Annotated in this window: 17 protein-coding genes and 1 pseudogene; 5 read left to right on the top strand and 13 right to left on the bottom strand. The window is 66.0% G+C overall.

Annotation, left to right across the window (positions count from 1 at the left end; all coding sequences use genetic code 11):
• The 4 genes and pseudogenes from U5768_RS25165 to U5768_RS25150 form a co-directional block, all read right to left on the bottom strand.
• A pseudogene (locus U5768_RS25165) lies at positions 1 to 294 on the bottom strand (acetyl-CoA C-acetyltransferase); the annotation flags it as partial.
• A gap of 90 nt (positions 295 to 384) precedes the next feature.
• Positions 385 to 2,301 (bottom strand): class I poly(R)-hydroxyalkanoic acid synthase, encoded by a 1,917-nt coding sequence (phaC, locus tag U5768_RS25160; protein WP_322033086.1) that lies wholly within the window; start codon positions 2,299 to 2,301, stop codon positions 385 to 387.
• A 515-nt stretch (positions 2,302 to 2,816) separates the two neighbouring features.
• Positions 2,817 to 3,695, bottom strand: a complete 879-nt coding sequence (pgeF, locus tag U5768_RS25155) for a peptidoglycan editing factor PgeF (RefSeq protein WP_322033085.1) — start codon at positions 3,693 to 3,695, stop codon at positions 2,817 to 2,819.
• Positions 3,692 to 4,960: an RluA family pseudouridine synthase gene (locus U5768_RS25150; RefSeq protein ID WP_322033084.1), complete on the bottom strand. Its 1,269-nt coding sequence runs from the start codon at positions 4,958 to 4,960 to the stop codon at positions 3,692 to 3,694. Before U5768_RS25150 ends, pgeF begins: the two co-directional genes overlap by 4 nt.
• 98 nt (positions 4,961 to 5,058) lie before the next feature.
• Here U5768_RS25150 and U5768_RS25145 point away from each other — a divergent pair, with 98 nt between their 5' ends.
• Entirely contained in the window at positions 5,059 to 5,898 is an 840-nt protein-coding gene (locus U5768_RS25145) for an outer membrane protein assembly factor BamD (protein ID WP_415913968.1), read from the top strand.
• A 110-nt stretch (positions 5,899 to 6,008) separates the two neighbouring features.
• Here the strand turns inward: U5768_RS25145 and rlmD are convergent, their stop codons facing one another.
• Positions 6,009 to 7,427 carry a 23S rRNA (uracil(1939)-C(5))-methyltransferase RlmD gene (gene rlmD / locus U5768_RS25140; protein WP_322033096.1) on the bottom strand — a complete coding sequence of 473 codons (1,419 nt, stop codon included), beginning with the start codon at positions 7,425 to 7,427 and terminating at the stop codon, positions 6,009 to 6,011.
• 229 nt (positions 7,428 to 7,656) lie between these two features.
• Between rlmD and U5768_RS25135 the strand changes: the two genes are divergently transcribed.
• The 3 genes from U5768_RS25135 (at position 7,657) to U5768_RS25125 (ending at position 9,241) form a co-directional block, all read left to right on the top strand.
• The gene (locus U5768_RS25135; protein ID WP_322033082.1) at positions 7,657 to 7,848 is read left to right on the top strand and encodes a hypothetical protein; all 192 of its coding nucleotides are present in this window, start codon (positions 7,657 to 7,659) and stop codon (positions 7,846 to 7,848) included.
• A 91-nt stretch (positions 7,849 to 7,939) separates the two neighbouring features.
• On the top strand, positions 7,940 to 8,245 hold the full coding sequence (locus tag U5768_RS25130; RefSeq protein WP_322033081.1) for a hypothetical protein: 306 nt from the start codon (positions 7,940 to 7,942) through the stop codon (positions 8,243 to 8,245).
• Positions 8,246 to 8,359: 114 nt separating this feature from the next.
• Positions 8,360 to 9,241, top strand: coding sequence for an endonuclease/exonuclease/phosphatase family protein (locus U5768_RS25125; RefSeq protein ID WP_322033080.1), 882 nt, complete (start codon positions 8,360 to 8,362; stop codon positions 9,239 to 9,241).
• A 23-nt stretch (positions 9,242 to 9,264) separates the two neighbouring features.
• Here the strand turns inward: U5768_RS25125 and U5768_RS25120 are convergent, their stop codons facing one another.
• Genes U5768_RS25120 through surE form a run of 5 tightly spaced genes read right to left on the bottom strand, consistent with a single transcriptional unit; the run spans position 9,265 to position 13,974 of the window.
• Positions 9,265 to 10,044: a 3'-5' exonuclease gene (locus U5768_RS25120; protein ID WP_322033079.1), complete on the bottom strand. Its 780-nt coding sequence runs from the start codon at positions 10,042 to 10,044 to the stop codon at positions 9,265 to 9,267.
• Positions 10,045 to 10,063: 19 nt separating this feature from the next.
• Complete coding sequence (rpoS, locus tag U5768_RS25115) at positions 10,064 to 11,173, bottom strand: RNA polymerase sigma factor RpoS (RefSeq protein ID WP_322033078.1); 1,110 nt, start codon at positions 11,171 to 11,173, stop codon at positions 10,064 to 10,066.
• Between the two features lie 13 nt (positions 11,174 to 11,186).
• Positions 11,187 to 12,107, bottom strand: coding sequence for a peptidoglycan DD-metalloendopeptidase family protein (locus U5768_RS25110; RefSeq protein ID WP_322033095.1), 921 nt, complete (start codon positions 12,105 to 12,107; stop codon positions 11,187 to 11,189).
• A 5-nt stretch (positions 12,108 to 12,112) separates the two neighbouring features.
• A complete protein-coding gene (locus U5768_RS25105) occupies positions 12,113 to 13,216 on the bottom strand; it encodes a protein-L-isoaspartate(D-aspartate) O-methyltransferase (RefSeq protein WP_322033077.1) in 1,104 nt (367 codons plus the stop codon).
• Positions 13,213 to 13,974 (bottom strand): 5'/3'-nucleotidase SurE, encoded by a 762-nt coding sequence (gene surE / locus U5768_RS25100; RefSeq protein WP_322033076.1) that lies wholly within the window; start codon positions 13,972 to 13,974, stop codon positions 13,213 to 13,215. The genes U5768_RS25105 and surE overlap by 4 nt, the downstream gene beginning before the upstream one ends.
• 270 nt (positions 13,975 to 14,244) lie before the next feature.
• On the opposite strand from surE, the gene U5768_RS25095 reads away from it, so the two are divergent.
• Positions 14,245 to 15,216: an NADPH:quinone oxidoreductase family protein gene (locus U5768_RS25095; protein ID WP_322033075.1), complete on the top strand. Its 972-nt coding sequence runs from the start codon at positions 14,245 to 14,247 to the stop codon at positions 15,214 to 15,216.
• A 75-nt stretch (positions 15,217 to 15,291) separates the two neighbouring features.
• On the opposite strand, the gene U5768_RS25090 is transcribed toward U5768_RS25095, so the two are convergent.
• The 3 genes from U5768_RS25090 to U5768_RS25080 all read right to left on the bottom strand — a co-directional run bounded on the left by U5768_RS25090 (position 15,292) and on the right by U5768_RS25080 (position 17,732).
• On the bottom strand, positions 15,292 to 16,572 hold the full coding sequence (locus U5768_RS25090; protein WP_322033074.1) for a CaiB/BaiF CoA-transferase family protein: 1,281 nt from the start codon (positions 16,570 to 16,572) through the stop codon (positions 15,292 to 15,294).
• Between the two features lie 61 nt (positions 16,573 to 16,633).
• Positions 16,634 to 17,230: a recombination mediator RecR gene (recR, locus tag U5768_RS25085; RefSeq protein ID WP_133184310.1), complete on the bottom strand. Its 597-nt coding sequence runs from the start codon at positions 17,228 to 17,230 to the stop codon at positions 16,634 to 16,636.
• A 175-nt stretch (positions 17,231 to 17,405) separates the two neighbouring features.
• Positions 17,406 to 17,732: a YbaB/EbfC family nucleoid-associated protein gene (locus U5768_RS25080; protein ID WP_322033073.1), complete on the bottom strand. Its 327-nt coding sequence runs from the start codon at positions 17,730 to 17,732 to the stop codon at positions 17,406 to 17,408.
• Positions 17,733 to 17,804 lie beyond the last annotated feature (72 nt).

The following is a 17,804-nucleotide window of genomic DNA, read 5'->3' as shown; positions in this document are numbered from 1 at the left end:
TGCGAGCATCACCGCCTTCAGGCCCGAGCCGCACACCTTGTTGATCGTCATCGCGGGCACGGCCGCAGGCAGCCCCGCCTTGATCGACGCCTGACGCGCCACGTTCTGGCCCGAGCCCGCGGTCAGCACCTGACCCATGATCACGTCGCTCACCTGATCGGGCGCCACGCCCGCACGCTCGAGCGCGGCCTTGATGACGATGGCGCCAAGGTCAGGCGCCGCCACCTTCGCGAGCGAACCGCCGAATTTGCCCACTGCCGTACGTGCGGCCGAAACGATCACAATGTCAGTCATTTCCAGATCCTCCGGGCGGCTTTAAGGCGCGCCATGCGCCCCGCCCGTCAAGTTGTTAATCCGAACTCCGCAGCAAGCCGATCAAGCGCTTCAATCGCGCTGCTGCACATAACGCCCCGGCGCCGGCTCGATCTCGGGGAATTCCGCCGAGCCGGCTTGCGCACGGGGTTTCACCTTCTTGCCGCCGTACTGATCGAGCCACTCGACCCACGTCGGCCACCAGCTACCGGGTTTTTCCTCGGCGGCGGCGAACCAGTCGTCGGCGTCCTCCGGCAGATGCTTCGCCTCGGCTTCGATGCTCCAGAAGCTGCGTTTGTTCTTCGACGCCGGGTTGATCACGCCCGCAATATGACCCGATGCGCCCAGCACGAATTTCAGCGGCCCGGACAAGAGCGGCACCGACGCGTACGCCGTGCGCCAGGGCACGATGTGATCCTCGCGCGAACCGTAGATGAAGGTCGGCACGTCGACGCGCGAAAGGTCCACTTCCTCGCCGCACACGGTGAGCGCGCCCGGCTCGCGCAGCTTGTTTTCGAGGTACGTATTGCGCAGATACCACGCGTACATCGGTCCGGGCAGGCTCGTCGAGTCGCTGTTCCAGAACAGCAGATCGAACGGCGCGGGCGTGCGGCCCTTCAGGTAATTGTCGACGACGTAGTTCCAGACCAGATCGTTGGGCCGCAGGAACGAGAACGTGTTAGCGAATTCGACGCCGCGCATGAGACCCGGCGTGCCGCCACTCTTGCCACCGATGGTTTGCTCGCGCATCTGCACGTGGGCTTCGTCGACGAACACGTCGAGCACGCCCGTGTCGCCGAAGTCGAGCATCGCCGTGAGCAACGTCATCGACGCTGCGGGATGTTCGCCGCGCGCCGCCGCGACGGCCAGTGCCGTGGCGAGCAGCGTGCCGCCCACGCAGAAGCCGAGCGTGTTGATCTGCTCGCGCTCGCTGATGCTGCGCGTCGTCTCGATGGCCGTCAGCACGCCCTCTTCGATGTAGTCGTCCCAGGAACGGTCGGCAATCGACGCATCGCCGTTGTGCCACGAGACGAGGAACACCTGCTGGCCCTGCTCCAGCGCATACGCAACGAGCGAGTTCTCCGGCTGCAAGTCGAGGATGTAGTACTTGTTGATGCACGGCGGCACGATCAGCAGCGGCCGCTCGCGCACGGTGGCCGTGCGCGGCTTGTACTGGATCAACTGGAAGAGCGCGTTCTCGAACACGACCGAGCCTTCGGTGGTCGCGAGATTGCGGCCCACCACGAAGCGCGATTCGTCGGTTTGGGAAATCTTGCCGCGCGACATGTCGCCTAGCAGATTCATCACACCCTGGCGCAGGCTCTCGCCGTGGGTTTCGAGCAACGCGCTCTGCGCGTCGGGATTGAGCGCGAGGAAGTTGCTGGGCGAGGCCGCCGCAGTCCACTGCTGCACGGCGAAGCGAATGCGCTCGCGCGTTTTCGGATCGGTATCGATCGCGTCGACGAGTTCATGCAGGTAGCGCGCGTTGAGCAGATACCACGCGGCCGTGAATGCATACGCGGGCGTCGCCTTCCAGGCGTCGGAGCTAAAGCGCCGGTCCTTGAGTTCAGGCGACTTGGGCGTGGTGTCCGTGGCCTGGCGCAGCAAGTCGAGCGCGTCGCGCGAATATTCCGCTTGCAGATGCTGCAGCCGCGTGGGTTCGATCGATGCCGTGGGGAGCTTGAAACCTTCAAACGGATTCGCGCCGCCGAACGGATTGGAGGCAGCGAAAGGATTGCCTGCGCCGAAGGGGTTGCCCGCAGCGAAAGGGTTGCCTGCACCGAAAGGATTCCCCGCAGCGAAAGGATTCCCCGCAGCGAACGGATTGCCTGCGCCAAAGGGATTGCCCGCCGCACCGTTGCCCGCCGGCGGCCACCAGTTGGCCGCGAGTCCCGCGAAGGGGGCTTGCTGCGCCGCGCCGCCCGTTTGCTGCGCAGCATTCAGGGCGCTCTTCCAGGCGTTCGTCCACGCGTCGAGATATTGCTGCATGCCGGCTGCGTCGGGAGCAAAAGACGGATTGCCGCGCGTTGCACCATCAGTTGAAGCGCCCGAGCCCGGGGCAGTCTTGGAACGTTGAGATGCCGTCATGCCTGCTTTTGACCGATGTGTCCCGAGGGACTGGTTGAGAGGCAGGTGGTACGCATACGGCGCCATTGCGGCGCTCGTCACGACCTGTCCCGTGGGTGAGGGACATTCTTGCTCCCCATTGCAAAGCGTGTCAATGCTTGTGCCCGATTTTGCCGCGCTGCGATATTTTTTTAATTATCGTTTTCCCGATGTAATCAATTGTTTAACTGCCGCGACATGTCGTTGTGCGATGTGTCGGACAAAAATCCGCCATCGGGGCAAGCGCTTGCAGTGCAATGCGGAAAATGGGGATTCGATGCGCCGCGAGTGGCGCATGGCCGTTTGCGGGAATAGCTGCAGTGCAGCAAAAGATCGTGCTGATCCCGACGCGCCGCCACGTCGCGTCATGACGGCGGCTCGCCCCCTGTCACGTCATGTCACGGATCGAGCCAGATAAGCGCGGCCATCCGCCCGGTGACACGATCCCGCCGGTACGAGTAGAAGCGCTCGCGCAGCGTGACCGTGCACAGGTCGCCGCCGCTCACGTGGCGCACGCCGAGTGCGTCGAGCCGCAGCCGCGCCAGAGCGGGAAGATTGGCGAGGTATTTGCCGCTGGCCTCCGGGCGGGCCACGAAGGCCGCCGCCGTGGCGCTGCGATACGCATCGCGCTGTTCGGCGCCCACATGCTCGACGTGAGCCATGAACGCGTCGCGCACGTCCGCACCGACCTCGAAAGCCGTCGGGCCGATCGCAGGGCCGAGATACGCATGCAGATCGGCCGCCGCACAGCCCGCGAGCGCCGCGACGCGCTGCGCCGTGCGCTCGATGACGCCGGCGGCCAGTCCGCGCCAGCCCGCGTGCGCGGCGCCCACGGCGCGTCCCTCGCCATCGCACAGCAAGACGGGCATGCAGTCGGCCACCATCACCGTGCAGGCGATGCCGGGCTCGGCGGTGACGCTCGCATCGGCTTCGAGCGGGGCGCCCGCGCGCGCCGCGGCGAGCGCCTGCGCGGCGTCGACCACCACTGGACCATGGATCTGCTTGAGCCACGCGGCACGCACGCCCGCGTGCGCGAGCAGCCGCTCGCGGTTCGCCTCGACGTGCGCGAGATCGTCGCCGGAGCCGCGGCCGAGATTCAGTCCGCCGGGGAGATCGACGCCCTCACCTTCGTTCGCGCCCGGCGCCGCCTGCCACCGCCCGAAAGGCGGCTCGCTCACGCCGCCGTTACGCGTCGTGACCAGCGCGCGCACGCGGGGCGAAACCTGCCAGTCGGGACGCAACAAGTCGTCGGGTGCCAGTTCCGGGCAGGTCGTCATGCGTGCTTGTCCTCGTCTTGCGGATCGTCGCCTTCGTCGCCTTCGTCGCCTTCGTCTTCTTCGTAATCGTCTTCGTCGCTGCCGATCACGTAGCCCTCGTCCGTGTAGGCGCTGTCGAACATGTCTTCGTCGAAGCCCGCTTCGTCCTCGTCCTCGGCGCCGCCGAAGCCGAGCGCCTCGATCAGCGCGTCCATGTCGTCGGGCACTTCGGCGCGCCATTGCATCGTGCGGCCCGTAACCGGATGAACGAGGCCGAGACGCCACGCATGCAGCGCCTGGCGCGCGAAACCGTCGGGCAGCGCCGCGACGGAGCGCTTGCCGCGCGCGTGACCGTACACGGGATCGCCCAGCAACGGATGGCCGACATGCGCGCAATGCACGCGAATCTGGTGCGTGCGCCCCGTTTCCAGGTCGCAATGAATGGCGCTCACGGGCTGGTTGTGCCAGAGCGTCTTGTCGATGCGCCGGAAGTGCGTGCGCGCGGGCTTGCCCGAAGCGCCCTTCACCACCGCCATGCGCGTGCGCTCGCGCGGGTCGCGGCCGATAGGCGCGTCGATGGTGCCTTCGTCGGCCATGTTGCCCCAGACAAGCGCGAGATAGCGGCGCTTCACCGTGCGCGCCTGCAACTGCCGCACGAGGTCGGTTTGCGCCTGGAGCGTGCGCGCGACGACCATCAGCCCGGACGTTTCCTTGTCGAGCCGATGGACGATGCCGGCGCGCGGCAGCCCCGCCGCCGCTGCGCCGTAGCGATGCAGGAGGCCGTTGAGAAGCGTGCCGCTCCAGTTGCCCGCGGCCGGATGCACCACGAGCCCGGCAGGCTTGTTGATGACGACGATGGCGTCGTCTTCGTAGACGATGTCTAGCGGCACCGGCTCGGGCGTGAACGCGAGCTGCTCGGGCAGGAGGTCCGGCACGAGTTCGATGGTCGCGCCGAGCGGCACCGGCTGGCGCACCCTGGCCGGCCTGCCGTCCACGCGCACGCGCTGCTCTTCGATCCAGCCCTGCAAGCGGCTGCGTGAAAATTCCGGAAAGATTTTGGCGAGCACCTTGTCGAGGCGCTCGCCTGCAAGCTCATCGGGCACCTGAATCGAGCGCGGTTCCTCGCCGGCGCGCGCACGCGGGGCGCTAGCGGCGTCCCCGGCTGCGAGTTCGTCGTCGAGCGCGTCACTGGCGGCGGCGTCATCGGGCGCATCGCCCAGGCTATAATCGCTGATGCTGTTTTGGGCGCCGGGAGCGCCGGCCCCCGGAATAACTGTACGGGTCATTGAGTCTGGGTCACCTGTGGACCTGAAGCTGGACTGGATAAATGCGAGCCTTGAACACGATTACGAAACTGGCCCAACACGCGCTGGCCCGAAACGCAATGCGCGCGACGCGAGCCAACGCGCTCGGCAAGATTGGCAACTTCATTCGACTTGCTGCTTGCGGCGCGGCGCTCGCCGTGGTCGCGGCCTGCCACGGCCTGCCGGAAAAAACCGACGAAACGGCGGCGTGGAACAACAACAAATTATATACGGAGGCTCAGGACGCGCTCTCCGGCGGCGACTGGGGCAAGTGCGCGAAATATTTTGAAGCACTTCAGGGTCGCGACCCGTTCGGCCACTTCGCCCAGCAGGCGCAGATCAACGTGGCCTACTGCAACTGGAAAGACAACGAGAACGACGCCGCCGACCAGGCGATCAATCGCTTCATCCAGTTGCACCCGGATCACCCGGACATCGCCTACGCGTACTACCTCAAGGGCATGATCCACTTCAACGACGACCTGGGTCTGTTCGGCCGCTTCTCGGGCCAGGACATGAGCGAGCGCGACCCGAAGTCGCTGCGCGAGTCGTATGACGCGTTCAACGTCGTGGTCAGCAAGTATCCGCAGAGCAAGTACGCGCCGGACGCCGCACAGCGCATGCGCTACATCGTGAACGCGCTCGCGTCGCACGAAGTGCACGCGGCCGACTACTACTATCGCCGCGGCGCCTATGTGGCGGCGATCAACCGCGCGCAGCTCGCGATTCAGGACTATAAGAGCGCGCCGGCGATCGAAGACGCGCTGCACATCATGATCCTGTCGTACCAGAAGCTCGATCAGCCGCAACTCGCCGAAGACACGCGCCGCGTGCTCGCCGGCACCTTCCCGGACAGCCCGTACATCACCGGTCACGCGCGCCCCGGCAAGGAAAACAAGTCCTGGTGGCAGATCTGGTGATCGCCGCGCCTCCACGCTGAGGCGCCGAAGCGTGCTGAGACAGCCGCAATGCAAAACGCCACGGAAAATTTCCGTGGCGTTTTTTTTGATTCAGCGCACCGCGTGCTGCCTTAATCGCGCTCGAACAGCGCGATCGACTCCACGTGGGACGTATGCGGGAACATGTTGACCACGCCCGCACCTTTGAGCCGATAACCCGCCTCGTTGACGAGCACGCCCGCGTCGCGCGCCAGCGTCGCGGGGCTGCACGACACGTAGACGATGCGTTTGGGCAGCGGTCCATTGCCGCTCTGCGCGATTTCCGCGAGCGCCTGGGAAACGGCGAACGCGCCTTCGCGCGGCGGATCGACCAGGAACTTGTCGAAGTGGCCGAGCGCGCGCATGTCGTCGGCGGTCACTTCGAACAGGTTGCGGCACGCAAACGACGTATGTCCGTCCACGCCGTTGGCGCGCGCGTTTTCCAGCGCGCGGGCCGTCAGCGTATCGCTTCCTTCGATCCCCACGACTTCGCGAGCGAGACGCGCAAGCGGCAGCGTGAAGTTGCCGATGCCGCAAAACAGGTCGAGCACGCGGTCGCCCGGCTCCGGCGCGAGCAGTCGCAGCGCGCGGCCCACCAGCACGCGGTTGATCTGGTGATTGACCTGCGTGAAGTCCGTCGGCTTGAACGGCATGCGAATGCTGTATTCGGGCAGCGTGTAGTCCAGTTCCTTGTCGAGCGGATAGAACGGGAACACCGTGTCCGGGCCCTTCGGCTGGAGCCAGAACTGGACGTTGTGCTCGTCGGCGAACGCGCGCAGCAAGTCTTCGTCGGCCGCCGTGAGCGGTTCGAGAATGCGCAGCACGAGCGCCGTCACGCTCGAACCGACGGCGAGTTCGATCTGCGGCATGCGATCGCGAATCGACAGCGCGGCCACGAGATGGCGCAGCGGCACGAGCATCGCCGAGATGTTCGGCGGCAAGACTTCGCAGCTCGTCATGTCGGCCACGTAGCTGCTCTTCTTCTCGTGGAAGCCAACCAGCACGCCGCCCTTCTTCGGCACGTTGCGCACCGTGAGGCGCGCGCGGTAGCGGTAGCCCCACGCCGGGCCGTGAATCGGCCGGAACATCGTTTCGGAGCGCACCTTCGAGAGGTGGGCGAGGTTGTCTTCGAGCACGCGCTGCTTGACGGCGATCTGCGCACGCACGTCGAGATGCTGCATCGAACAGCCGCCGCAGGTGCCGAAGAACGCGCATTGCGGTTTCGTGCGCATCGCGCTCTCGCGCAGCACGTTCACCACCTGCGCCTGTTCGAACGTGGGCTTCTTGCGGTAGCTCAGATAGGTCACGCGCTCGCCCGGCAGCGCGCCCTCGACGAAGATCACCTTGCCGGGCTCGCCCGTCTCGGTGACGGTGCGGCCAACGCCGCGCGCCTCCATATCGAGCGACTCGATCTCGAGAATGGGGGCATGAGCGACCGAAGCTTCGATGGCGGCGCGCTTTTCGGCACGGCGCTCGCGCTTGCTGCGCTTTTTGGTGGGCGTGGACGGCATGGGCTCGGCCTGGGCAGGCGCGGCTTGAGGGTCGGGGGCGGCTTGAGACACCAGCGGATTCCTGACTGACGATGAGTGAATTGTGGGCGAAGGCGAGATTGTAGTCGAAGTCGGCGGCCCCGCTCCGTGACGGCTCTTTTCGAACTCGTCCGATCGTGCGCGCTGCGCGGCGTCACTACGATGATTCCTGACGCGTGATAAGTCCGACCCACGCAAAGGAATCGTCATCATGTCCGGCCTCGTCCTGCTTGAAACATTCGCGCTTTTGCTTGTCGCGCTTAGCGCCGCCACCGTCGCCGAACCGCTCCTCTCCCGGCACGCGAGCACGCATCGCCCGCTCCTGCTCGGCCTTGCCAGCCTCGCCGTCCCGGGCGCGCTGCTCGCCCTGTTGCTGTTCGGTCTGCGCATCCTGATCGATTGACGCCAATCGATCAGGCACTTTCAGAATCGTCCCATGGATTGAAGCCGGTTGCGGCGGCAAGGATATCCACCCCATCACTAACGGAACCGAAGTGAGCAAGCTACCTCTTTGTGCACTCGTCGCAACGACGCTCGTGGGCCTCGCGGCGTGCGGCCCGACTATCCAGCCCGATCAGATCGTCGGCTCCATCCAGCCCGGCATGACGCAGAGCGAAGTCTACAAGCGCATGGGTCCGCCCGACCGCGGCTACCAGACCCGCGACTTCGACTGCTTCCAGTACGACCTCGGCAAATACAATCTCGGAAGCAGCCACAACGTGCCATTTTCGGTGTATTTCGACCGCACAAACCATGTGGCGGGCACCGTGCGCGCCGCGTGCCAGGGTCGCCGGATCTAACACCCATTACGTCCACGCCACCGCCGCTTTCCGGTTTGTCATACACGCTGCACAAGAAACCAGGCTAGGGTTGAACCTGTGGGAACCGCCGCCGCACCATGTCAGGAGGTGCCGATGAAACTGGTGAGCTGGAATGTGCAGTGGGGGCGCGATGCTTCCGGCGTCGTCGATCTCGCGCGCACGGTGCGCGAGGCGCAGCGTCTCGCCGACTTCGACGTGCTCTGCCTGCAGGAGATTACGCGCGGCTTTGGGGCGCTGCCGGGAGGTCCCGGCGACGATCAGTTCGCCGAACTTCGGGCGCTGCTGCCGGGCTACACGGTCATCGCGGCAATCGGCGCCGACTTGCCCGCGCAGCTAGACGCGCCGGGCTCCCGTCAAGGCACGGCGCCGATGCAGCGCCGCCAGTTCGGCAACGCACTCGCCACGCGTTTGCCTGTCGCGCAGGTTTTCCGCCACGCCCTGCCGTGGCCCGCCGACTCCACCGCGCCCTCGATGCAGCGCGTGGCGCTCGAAGCCGTGCTCGACGCGCCGGGCGGCGCGCTGCGCGTGCTGGTCACGCATCTGGAGTTCTACTCGCTGCGTCAACGGCTCGCGCAAGTGGACGAGTTACGGCGTTTGCAGCAGGAAGCCGCCGATCACGCGGCGCATCCCGCGCCCGCGGAAAACGACGTTGGCCCGTTCGAGCGCACCTCGCGGCCGGTGTCCGCGATCGTCTGCGGCGATTTCAACAGCGCGTGGGGCAGCGAGGCGTACACGCGCATGCTAGAGCCGCTCGCGGGCAGCCCCGCCTTCCTCGACGCGTGGACCGCGCTCCATGCGGGCGCGACGCTGCCGCCCACGGCCGGCGTCTACGATACGAAACAATGGTCGGACGGCCCGCTCGCGTGCGATTTCGTCTTCGTGACAGAAGATTTGCGCCCACGCCTGCGAAGCTGCGAGATAGACGGCGCGACCCAGGCTTCGGATCATCAGCCGGTCGTGCTCGAACTGGGCTAAGGGAACGTCAGCCGGCTGCGCGCTCAGGCGGCGAACGCTTCGAGATACTCGCCCCAATGCGGTGCGGTCTCCGCGGCGAGCGACTGCTTCACGAATTCGATCTCATCCGCATATTCGCGCTCCGTGAACCCGCCGCGCATCATCTGAAACCGGCAATACAGCAGATACGTGTTGACCACGTCGGTTTCGCAGTAATTGCGGATTTCCTCGATGCGGCCTTCCTGAAACGCGGTCCACACCTGCCCCCCGTCCATGCCGAGCTTGCCCGGAAAGCCACAGAGCTTCGCGAGCGCATCGAGCGGAGCGTTCGCGCGCGGCTGGTACATCGCGAGCAGATCCATCAGATCGGTATGCCGCGTGTGGTAGCGGCTCAGGTAGTTGTTCCACTTGAACTCGCGGTCGGCATCGCCCATTTCCCAGTAGCGCACGGCGCGAATGCCGTGCACGAGCGCGCGATAGTGCAGCACCGGCAGGTCGAAGCCGCCGCCGTTCCACGAAACGAGCTGCGGCGAATATTTCTCGATCGTCCGGTAGAACGAATCGATCAGGCGCGCCTCGCCGTCTTCGGGCGTGCCGAGCGAGCGCACGCGAAAGCCCTGCCCGTCGCGAAACACGCACGAGATCGCGGCCACGCGCTGCAGATGATGCGGCAGGAAATCGCTGCCGGTTTTCTCGCGGCGCGCGGCGAACGCATGCCCGGCCACTTCGGTGTCCGTGAGCGTGGCGGGCAGATCGTCGAGACGGCGAATGCCGTCGACATCGGGAATCGTTTCGATGTCGAATACGAGTACAGGAACTGTCATTCAGATGGACTGCGAGGGTTTAGAGAACGGCGTCCTTGCGCACGCCGTTCGAAGCGAAAAAGCGCTTGAGGCGCACCAGCGCTTCCTGCTGGATCTGCCGCACGCGCTCGCGGGTGAGGCCCATTTCGTCGGCCAGTTCTTCGAGCGTGGCGGGCTCGATATGGTTCAGCCCGAAGCGCCGTTCGATGACGTGGCGATGCTTATCGGATAATCGCCCCAGCCACGCGCGCGTCAGCGTTTCCAGTTCGCGGTGCTGCACTTCGGCATCCGGCGACTGGCTCTGATCGTCCGAAAGCAGGTCGAGCAGGCTGCTGGCCGGGTCGAGGTCGAGCGGCGCGTCGAGCGATGCCGTGTGTTCGTTGAGCGCGAGAATGTCGGTGACTTCCTCGGTGGTCTTGCCGGTGAGATACGCGATGTCGTCGATGCTCGCGTCGCGCCGCTCGGAGGCCGAGTCGGCGTTGAGCGAATTCTTCTCCAGATGCCGCTTCGCGCGCAGCACCTGGTTGAGTTCGCGGATCACGTGCACCGGCAGGCGCACGGTGCGCGCCTGATTCATGATGGCGCGCTCGATGCTCTGGCGAATCCACCAGGTCGCATAAGTCGAAAAACGGAAGCCACGCGTGGGGTCGAATTTTTCGATCGCGTGCATGAGGCCGAGGTTGCCCTCCTCGATCAGGTCGAGCAGCGGCACGCCGCGATTGAGATAACCCTTGGCAATGCTGACGACGAGACGCAGATTGCGCTCGATCATGACTTGCCGCGCCTCGAACTCGCCGGCCTTGGCGAGGCGCGAGTAGCGCTGCTCCTCCTCGACGGTGAGGAGCGGCTTCACGCTGATCCGGTTCAGATAATGCTGGATGGTGTCGGCCGTGAGTTCGGCCTGCAGCATGGCGCGGAAATCGTCGGCATCGGGTGCGGCCGGCTCGGCGCTCTCGCCCGAGCCGCCTTCCTCGGCCGCAGAATCGCGTTCTTCACGCTCTTCGCGTTCCTCGCGCTCTTCATAGTCGCGGCCGCTGTCGAGGGCGGCCGACGCGTCGTCGTCGCCCGCCTGCGCGCCGTCCTCCACCGAAACCTGGGCGGCTTGGCTGTCAGACTCGGATTGCTGCAGACGGCGCTTCGATTTCGGCATGGTCGGCTCGCTTTTATTGCGGCGGCAAGTACTTCAGTGGGTCGACGGGCTTACCCTGACGGCGTACTTCGAAATGCAGCATCACCCGGTCCGAGTCGGTATTGCCCATTTCCGCGATCTGCTGACCTTTGGTGACCGCATCCCCTTCTTTTACCATCAAAGCCCGGTTGTGTGCATACGCGGTCAAAAACGTGGCGTCATGCTTGATGATAATGAGATTGCCGTAACCGCGCAGCCCATTTCCGGCATAAACCACGCGGCCGTCACCGGCCGCCTTGACAGGATCGCCCGTCGCGCCGCCGATATTGATGCCCTTGTTCTTCGTATCGTCGAAGCCGTTGAGCACCGGACCACGCACCGGCCACGCGAGCGCGATGCTGCCCGGGGCCGCGGCCATATCGCCGCCGCTGGCACCTGGCTGCGGCGGCACGGCGACCATGGGCGCCGATGCGTTCGCACCCGAACCGTAGATCGGCGGCTGCGCGGGCGAGCCCGCTGCCGGGGCGGCCGGCGACGCCGCCACGCCCGGAACCGGCGCGGTCACGACGCCCGGCGTATAAGCCGAGGCATTCGCACCCGGCGGCACCACGCGCAACAACTGATCCACTTCGATCTGGTTCGGATTGGTGAGATTGTTCCACGTCGCGATGTCGCGATAATTCTGGCCGTTTTCGAGCGCAATCCTATAGAGAGTGTCGCCCGGCTTCACCCGGTAGTATCCCGGAGGCGGCGGCCCGAGCGGCACCGGCGGCTGCGCGGCCGCCGTGCCGAGCGGCGCGGTGCGGTCCACCACGGGTGCCTGATCGAGTCGCGTGGCGCAGGCGGCCAGAAGGCAGAGCGCGACGGCCGCGGCGCCGCGCTGCGCGGCGATCAGCGTGGATGCGGGCAGGTCGACATTCGGGCGGTTTCTTTTGATCGCACGCAACATACTCATCGGATTCAGATCACTCCAGATTTTAAGGGGACAAAGAAAACGCGATCGAGGCGTGACTCCCGCCACTGAGCCGGCCCCGTGCGCTCGACGAGCGTGAGAACCTGCGTCGCTTCGCCGGCGGCGCTCTGGGCGCCGGACACCGCCACGGGCGCCACGAGCCGCCCGCCGATGGCGAGTTGCTCGAGCAGCGCCTGCGGCACGTCGAAGCCGGCGGCGGCGATCACGATCGCGTCGAACGGCGCCGCCGACGGCAAACCGAGCCGTCCGTCGCCGTAGTGCAAGCGGATATTCGGGATACGCAGCGGGCGAAGATTCGTCTTCGCGCGCTCGTATAACGGCTTGATGCGTTCAATGGAATACACGTCGCGCGCAATCTGGCTCAGCACGGCGGCCTGATAGCCGCAGCCGGTGCCGATTTCCAGTACGCGCTCCAGCACGCGGCCCGCGCCTGCGAGTTCGAGCATGCGCGCCACCACGGAAGGCTTCGAGATGGTCTGGTGATGGCCGATCGGCAGCGCCGCATCTTCGTAGGCCTGGGTCGCGAGACCGGGGTCGATGAACATGTGGCGCGGCACGGCCGCGAGCGCCTGGAGCACGCGCGCATCGGCAATGCCGTTTGCACGCAGGCGTTCGACCATGCGCTCGCGTACGCGTTCCGATGTCAGCGCGTGCGCGCCATTGAGCGCAACGGCGGGCGCACCCGTGACGGCGACGGGAACACGCGGCGCGCTCGCGCCGACCGGCATCGCAGCGCGCGGCGCGGCGGCGGCGCCCGCCGGATGCGCGGGCTTGACCGGATTCGCCGCCCTGGCGCTCACCGGTTTGGCGTAGGCCGGCTTTGCATTGACCGGCTTCGCATTGACGGGCTTTGCAGGCGAGCCCTTGAACGGCGCGTTTGCAGTGGACTTCGCAACGGCCGGATTAACCGCGTGCGCACCCAACTTCGCGCCAGGCTTGTCGAGCGCGCCGGCGCCCGGTTTCGCGGGGCTGCCGTTGCCGGCGCCCGCGAGCGGCGCGCGCGCGTCGCCCGGGCGCGTGTCGCGCCGGCGCGGCTCGCGCACGAGATCCGCAAGCCCGAGCGGGAAACGCTTCGTGCGCTCGCCCGTCATGAAGCGCTGCCGCCTTTGCGCGCCCAGTCGTGCGTGGCGGACAGCATCTGCGTATGAGTGAGATCGAGTTGCAGCGGCGTGATCGACACGTGGCCGTTCGATACGGCGTGAAAGTCCGTGCCCTCGCTCGCGTCGCGCGCGCTGCCCGACGGCCCGATCCAGTAGATCGGCTCGCCGCGCGGGTTGGTTTCGCGGATCACTGGCTGCGAAGGATGACGCTTGCCGAGGCGCGTGACGCGCCAATCGCCGAGTTCCTCGTACGGCCGGTTCGGGATGTTGACGTTCAGCAGCGGATGACCCGGCAACGGGTTGGCGAGGTAATGCGCCACGATCTCGGCCGCGACGCGTGCAGCGGAATCGAGATGCACCCAGTCCTTGTCGACGAGCGAAAACGCAATGGCCGGTATGCCGAACATGATGCCTTCGGTCGCCGCGGCTACCGTGCCCGAGTAGAGCGTGTCGTCGCCCATGTTCTGGCCGTTGTTGATGCCGGAGACCACGAGGTCGGGCCGCTCGTCGAGCATGCCCGTGAGCGCGATGTGCACGGAATCGGTAGGCGTGCCATTCACATAGTAGAAACCGGTGCTCGCGGATCGCAACACCGACAGCGGGCGCCACAGCGTAAGCGAGTTCGATGCGGCGCTGCAGTTCTGCTCGGGCGCCATGACCGTGACTTCGCCGAGCGGCTTGAGCGCTTCATACAGCGCTGCGAGGCCGGGGGCGAGATAACCGTCGTCGTTGCTGAGTAGTATTCGCATCGGGCGATTGTAACCGAGGAAAGAAGGCACGCGAACGACAGCGCGGCCCTTACGGCGGCGTGCGTTAAGCCCTGCGTCGCATGTCGATATCGCTCGCCGGCCCGGGATGCATTCGCATTGGCGGGGCCTCCAGAAAGGCGTTTGTCATCGACCCAAAATAAATCGCACGATCGTTCGCATCGACGCGGATTGCCGTACACTGTTCCGCTGTAGCGAATCCACGACCGAGGCAAACTGAAAGCAACCGAACCGGATAAAACAGGAGACACGATGCGCGCAATCCGCTGCAACCAGTACGGGCCGCCCGACTCGCTCACGCTCGAAGACTCGCCCGACCTCGTGCCGGGCCCGGGCCAGGTGGTGATCGACGTGAAGGCCGCGGCCGTCAACTTCCCCGACGTGCTGATCATCGAGAACAAGTATCAGATGAAGCCGCCGCTGCCTTTCACGCCCGGCGCCGAACTCGCGGGCGTGGTGCGCGCGGCGGGCGAAGGCGTGAAACTCGCGCCGGGCACGCGCGTGGTGGCCTACGTGGGCACCGGCGCATTCGCCGAGCAGGCGCTCGCGGACGCCTCGGCGTGCGTGGCGCTGCCCGAGGGCGCCGATTTCGCGACGGCCGCTGCCTTCACGCTCGCGTACGGCACGTCCCATCACGCCGTGGTCGATCGCGCCGCGCTGCGCGCCGGCGAAACGATGCTCGTGCTCGGCGCGGCGGGCGGCGTGGGCCTTGCGGCGGTGGAGATCGGCAAGGTGCTCGGCGCGCGCGTGATCGCGGCGGCCTCGAGCGACGAGAAGCTCGAAGTCTGCCGCCGCTTTGGCGCGGACGCCACCATCAACTACAGCACCGAGGACCTGCGCGAGCGCGTCAAGGCACTCACCGACGGCAAAGGTCCCGACGTGATCTACGACCCCGTGGGCGGCGAGTATGCGGAGCCCGCGTTTCGCAGCATCGGCTGGCGCGGACGCTATCTCGTGGTGGGCTTCGCGAATGGCGAGATTCCCAGGCTGCCGCTCAACCTGGCGCTGCTCAAGGGCGCGAGCCTCGTCGGCGTGTTCTGGGGCGACTTCGCGCGCCGCGAGCCGCAGCACAACGCGGCAGCGTTCGCGCAGATGGTGGGCTGGATCGGCGAAGGCAAGCTCAAGCCGTATGTCTCGAAGCGCTACAAGCTCGCCGATACCGCGCAGGCGCTCAAGGACATGGCTTCGCGCAAGGTGACGGGCAAGATCGTCATCGAGCCCTGAACGCTGCCTGCGACGCGGAAAGCAAAACGACAACGGCTCGCGATGCGCGAGCCGTTTTGCATGATGCGCGCTGCCTTAGACGATTTGTTGCTCGCGCAACCGTGCGATGCGGTCCGCGTCATAGCCCAGCGACCGCAGGACTTCGTCGGTATGTTCGCCCAGCGCGGGACCGAGCCAGCGCGTGTCGCCAGGCGTTGCCGAAAGCTTGGGCGTGACCGAGGGCAGCGCGATATCCACGCCCTCGCCTTCCTTTGCGCCCGGCGCCTGCCAGCGGAACTGCTGGATCATCTGGCGCGCCGCGAACTGCGGATCGGCGAACATGTCGGCCACGCTGTAGATGCGGCCCACGGGCACGTCGGCAGCATTGAGCACATCGAGCGCTTCGTCGATGGTGCGCGTGGCGAGCCACGCCGCGATGGCGCCGTCGATTTCCGCCGTGCGCGGCACGCGGCCGTCGTTGTGCGCGAGCTGCGGATCGTTCGCGAGATCCGCGCGCTCGATTGCCAGCATCAGGCGCTTGAAGATCGGATCGCTGTTGCCGCCGATCACGATGCTGCCGTCGCGGCACGGATACGTGTTCGACGGCACGATGCCGGGCAGCGACGCGCCAGTGCGCTCGCGCACCATGCCGTACACGCCGTACTCAGGCACGACGCTCTCCATCATGTTGAACACGGCTTCATAGAGCGCGACGTCGACGATCTGGCCGCTGCCGCCGTTCATGTTGCGATGATGGAGCGCCATCATCGCGCCGATCACGCCATGCAGCGCCGCGATCGAATCGCCGATCGAAATGCCGATGCGAGGCGGCGGCAAGTCTGGATAGCCGGTAATGTGGCGCAGGCCGCCCATCGATTCGGCGATCGCGCCGAAACCCGGACGGTCGCGATACGGGCCGGTCTGGCCGTAGCCCGAAAGGCGCACCATCACGAGACCGGGATTTTCCTTCGAGAGCACGTCGTAGCCGAGCCCGAGCTTTTCGAGCAAACCTGGCCGGAAGTTTTCGATGACGATATCGGCTTCCTTCGCGAGGCGCCGCACGATCTCCTTGCCCTCTTCGGCCTTGAGATTCACCGTGACCGACTTCTTGTTGCGCGCCTGCACGGCCCACCAGAGCGACGTGCCACCCGCTTCCGGGTAGAGCTTGCGCCATTTGCGCAGCGGGTCGCCGCCCTTGGGATCCTCGATCTTGATGACCTCGGCGCCGAACTCGCCAAGAAAGCGCGCGGCGAACGGGCCCGCGATCAGCGTGCCGAGTTCGAGGACCTTGACGCCCGCGAGCGGCCCCGCGCCTTTGGCCGCGGATGCGTTCGATTTCGAAGCAGTGGAAGCAGTGGAATCGGGGGAAGCGCTCATGGTGTCTCCTTTCGTTCTGTTCGGCTTGCGGCGGCGCGCCTTGGTTGCGCCCGCAACGACGCTACATCGAGCGCCGGTCGAGCATGGCCCGCGCGATGGTGCCGGCGTCCACGTATTCGAGTTCGCCGCCCACCGGCACGCCGCGCGCGAGGCGCGTGACGGCGAGTCCGCGCGCCTTGAGCGTCTGGCCGAGGTAATGGGCCGTGGCCTCGCCTTCGTTCGTGAAATTGGTTGCGAGCACCACTTCCTTGACAACGCCGTCCGACGCGCGCTTCACGAGCCGGTCGAAATGGATCTCTTTCGGACCAATGCCGTCGAGCGGGCTCAAATGGCCCATCAGCACGAAATACAGCCCGCGGTATGTCATGGTCTGTTCGAGCATGATCTGATCCGCCGGCGTTTCGACCACGCACAGGAGCGTCGGGTCACGCTCCTCGTCGAGGCACGTTTCGCACACCTGAGCTTCGGTGAACGTATTGCACTTCTCGCAATGTTTCAGATTTTCGGTCGCGAACAAAAGCGCGTTGCCGAGCTTTTCGGCGCCGTCGCGGTCGTGCTGCATCAGGTGATAAGCCATGCGTTGCGCCGACTTCGGCCCGACACCGGGCAACACACGCAGCGCCTCGACGAGAGCGGCGAGAGCGGAAGGTTGTTTCATGCGGATTCAGCGCGAAATGCGCGACGGGGTTTGAAGCGGATCTTGCTTCCCGGTGCGGTTTGCTGCAGGTGCTTGACGGCTCGACGCCAGCGTCTGCGCAGCCTCAATGGCTGCGGCAACGCACGCGAGGCGCGCGAACGCCGGCCTGAAGCAGACACGGCGCCCGCCACATTCCTTAGAACGGCATCTTGAAGCCCGGCGGCAGCGGCAGGCCGGCGGTCATGCCGCTCATCTTTTCCTGCGACGTGGCTTCGGCCTTGCGCACCGCGTCGTTGAACGCCGCGGCCACGAGGTCTTCGAGCATGTCCTTGTCGTCCGCGAGCAGGCTCGGATCGATCGACACGCGGCGCACGTCGTTGCGGCAGGTCATCGTGACCTTGACGAGACCGGCGCCAGCCTGGCCCTCGACTTCGATCAGGGCGAGCTGCTCCTGCATCTTCTTCATGTTTTCCTGCATCTGCTGGGCTTGCTTCATGAGCCCGCCGAGTTGGCCTTTCAACATAGTCACTGCTCCTTCTGGATCGTAGTCGTTCGAATTGATGCGCTCAAAAGCGCGCAACGCCTGGCGCGCCGC

This window comes from Paraburkholderia sp. J76, assembly GCF_905220295.1.
GTDB lineage: Bacteria > Pseudomonadota > Gammaproteobacteria > Burkholderiales > Burkholderiaceae > Paraburkholderia.
The sequence above is the reverse complement of the archived record's forward strand: the minus strand, read 5'-3'. Positions and strand labels throughout refer to the sequence as shown.

What these genes read in the sequence shown, in the direction of transcription:
- phaC (WP_322033086.1), bottom strand. Translation starts at nt 2,301, where the DNA reads ATGCAGCAATATCTCGACGCGTGGACGAACGCCTGGAAGAGCGCCCTG.
- pgeF (WP_322033085.1), bottom strand. Translation starts at nt 3,695, where the DNA reads ATGACGACCTGCCCGGAACTGGCACCCGACGACTTGTTGCGTCCCGAC.
- U5768_RS25150 (WP_322033084.1), bottom strand. Translation starts at nt 4,960, where the DNA reads ATGACCCGTACAGTTATTCCGGGGGCCGGCGCTCCCGGCGCCCAAAAC.
- U5768_RS25145 (WP_415913968.1), top strand. Translation starts at nt 5,059, where the DNA reads ATGCGCGCGACGCGAGCCAACGCGCTCGGCAAGATTGGCAACTTCATT.
- rlmD (WP_322033096.1), bottom strand. Translation starts at nt 7,427, where the DNA reads ATGCCGTCCACGCCCACCAAAAAGCGCAGCAAGCGCGAGCGCCGTGCC.
- U5768_RS25135 (WP_322033082.1), top strand. Translation starts at nt 7,657, where the DNA reads ATGTCCGGCCTCGTCCTGCTTGAAACATTCGCGCTTTTGCTTGTCGCG.
- U5768_RS25125 (WP_322033080.1), top strand. Translation starts at nt 8,360, where the DNA reads ATGAAACTGGTGAGCTGGAATGTGCAGTGGGGGCGCGATGCTTCCGGC.
- U5768_RS25120 (WP_322033079.1), bottom strand. Translation starts at nt 10,044, where the DNA reads ATGACAGTTCCTGTACTCGTATTCGACATCGAAACGATTCCCGATGTC.
- rpoS (WP_322033078.1), bottom strand. Translation starts at nt 11,173, where the DNA reads ATGCCGAAATCGAAGCGCCGTCTGCAGCAATCCGAGTCTGACAGCCAA.
- U5768_RS25110 (WP_322033095.1), bottom strand. Translation starts at nt 12,107, where the DNA reads ATGAGTATGTTGCGTGCGATCAAAAGAAACCGCCCGAATGTCGACCTG.
- U5768_RS25105 (WP_322033077.1), bottom strand. Translation starts at nt 13,216, where the DNA reads ATGACGGGCGAGCGCACGAAGCGTTTCCCGCTCGGGCTTGCGGATCTC.
- surE (WP_322033076.1), bottom strand. Translation starts at nt 13,974, where the DNA reads ATGCGAATACTACTCAGCAACGACGACGGTTATCTCGCCCCCGGCCTC.
- U5768_RS25095 (WP_322033075.1), top strand. Translation starts at nt 14,245, where the DNA reads ATGCGCGCAATCCGCTGCAACCAGTACGGGCCGCCCGACTCGCTCACG.
- U5768_RS25090 (WP_322033074.1), bottom strand. Translation starts at nt 16,572, where the DNA reads ATGAGCGCTTCCCCCGATTCCACTGCTTCCACTGCTTCGAAATCGAAC.
- recR (WP_133184310.1), bottom strand. Translation starts at nt 17,230, where the DNA reads ATGAAACAACCTTCCGCTCTCGCCGCTCTCGTCGAGGCGCTGCGTGTG.
- U5768_RS25080 (WP_322033073.1), bottom strand. Translation starts at nt 17,732, where the DNA reads ATGTTGAAAGGCCAACTCGGCGGGCTCATGAAGCAAGCCCAGCAGATG.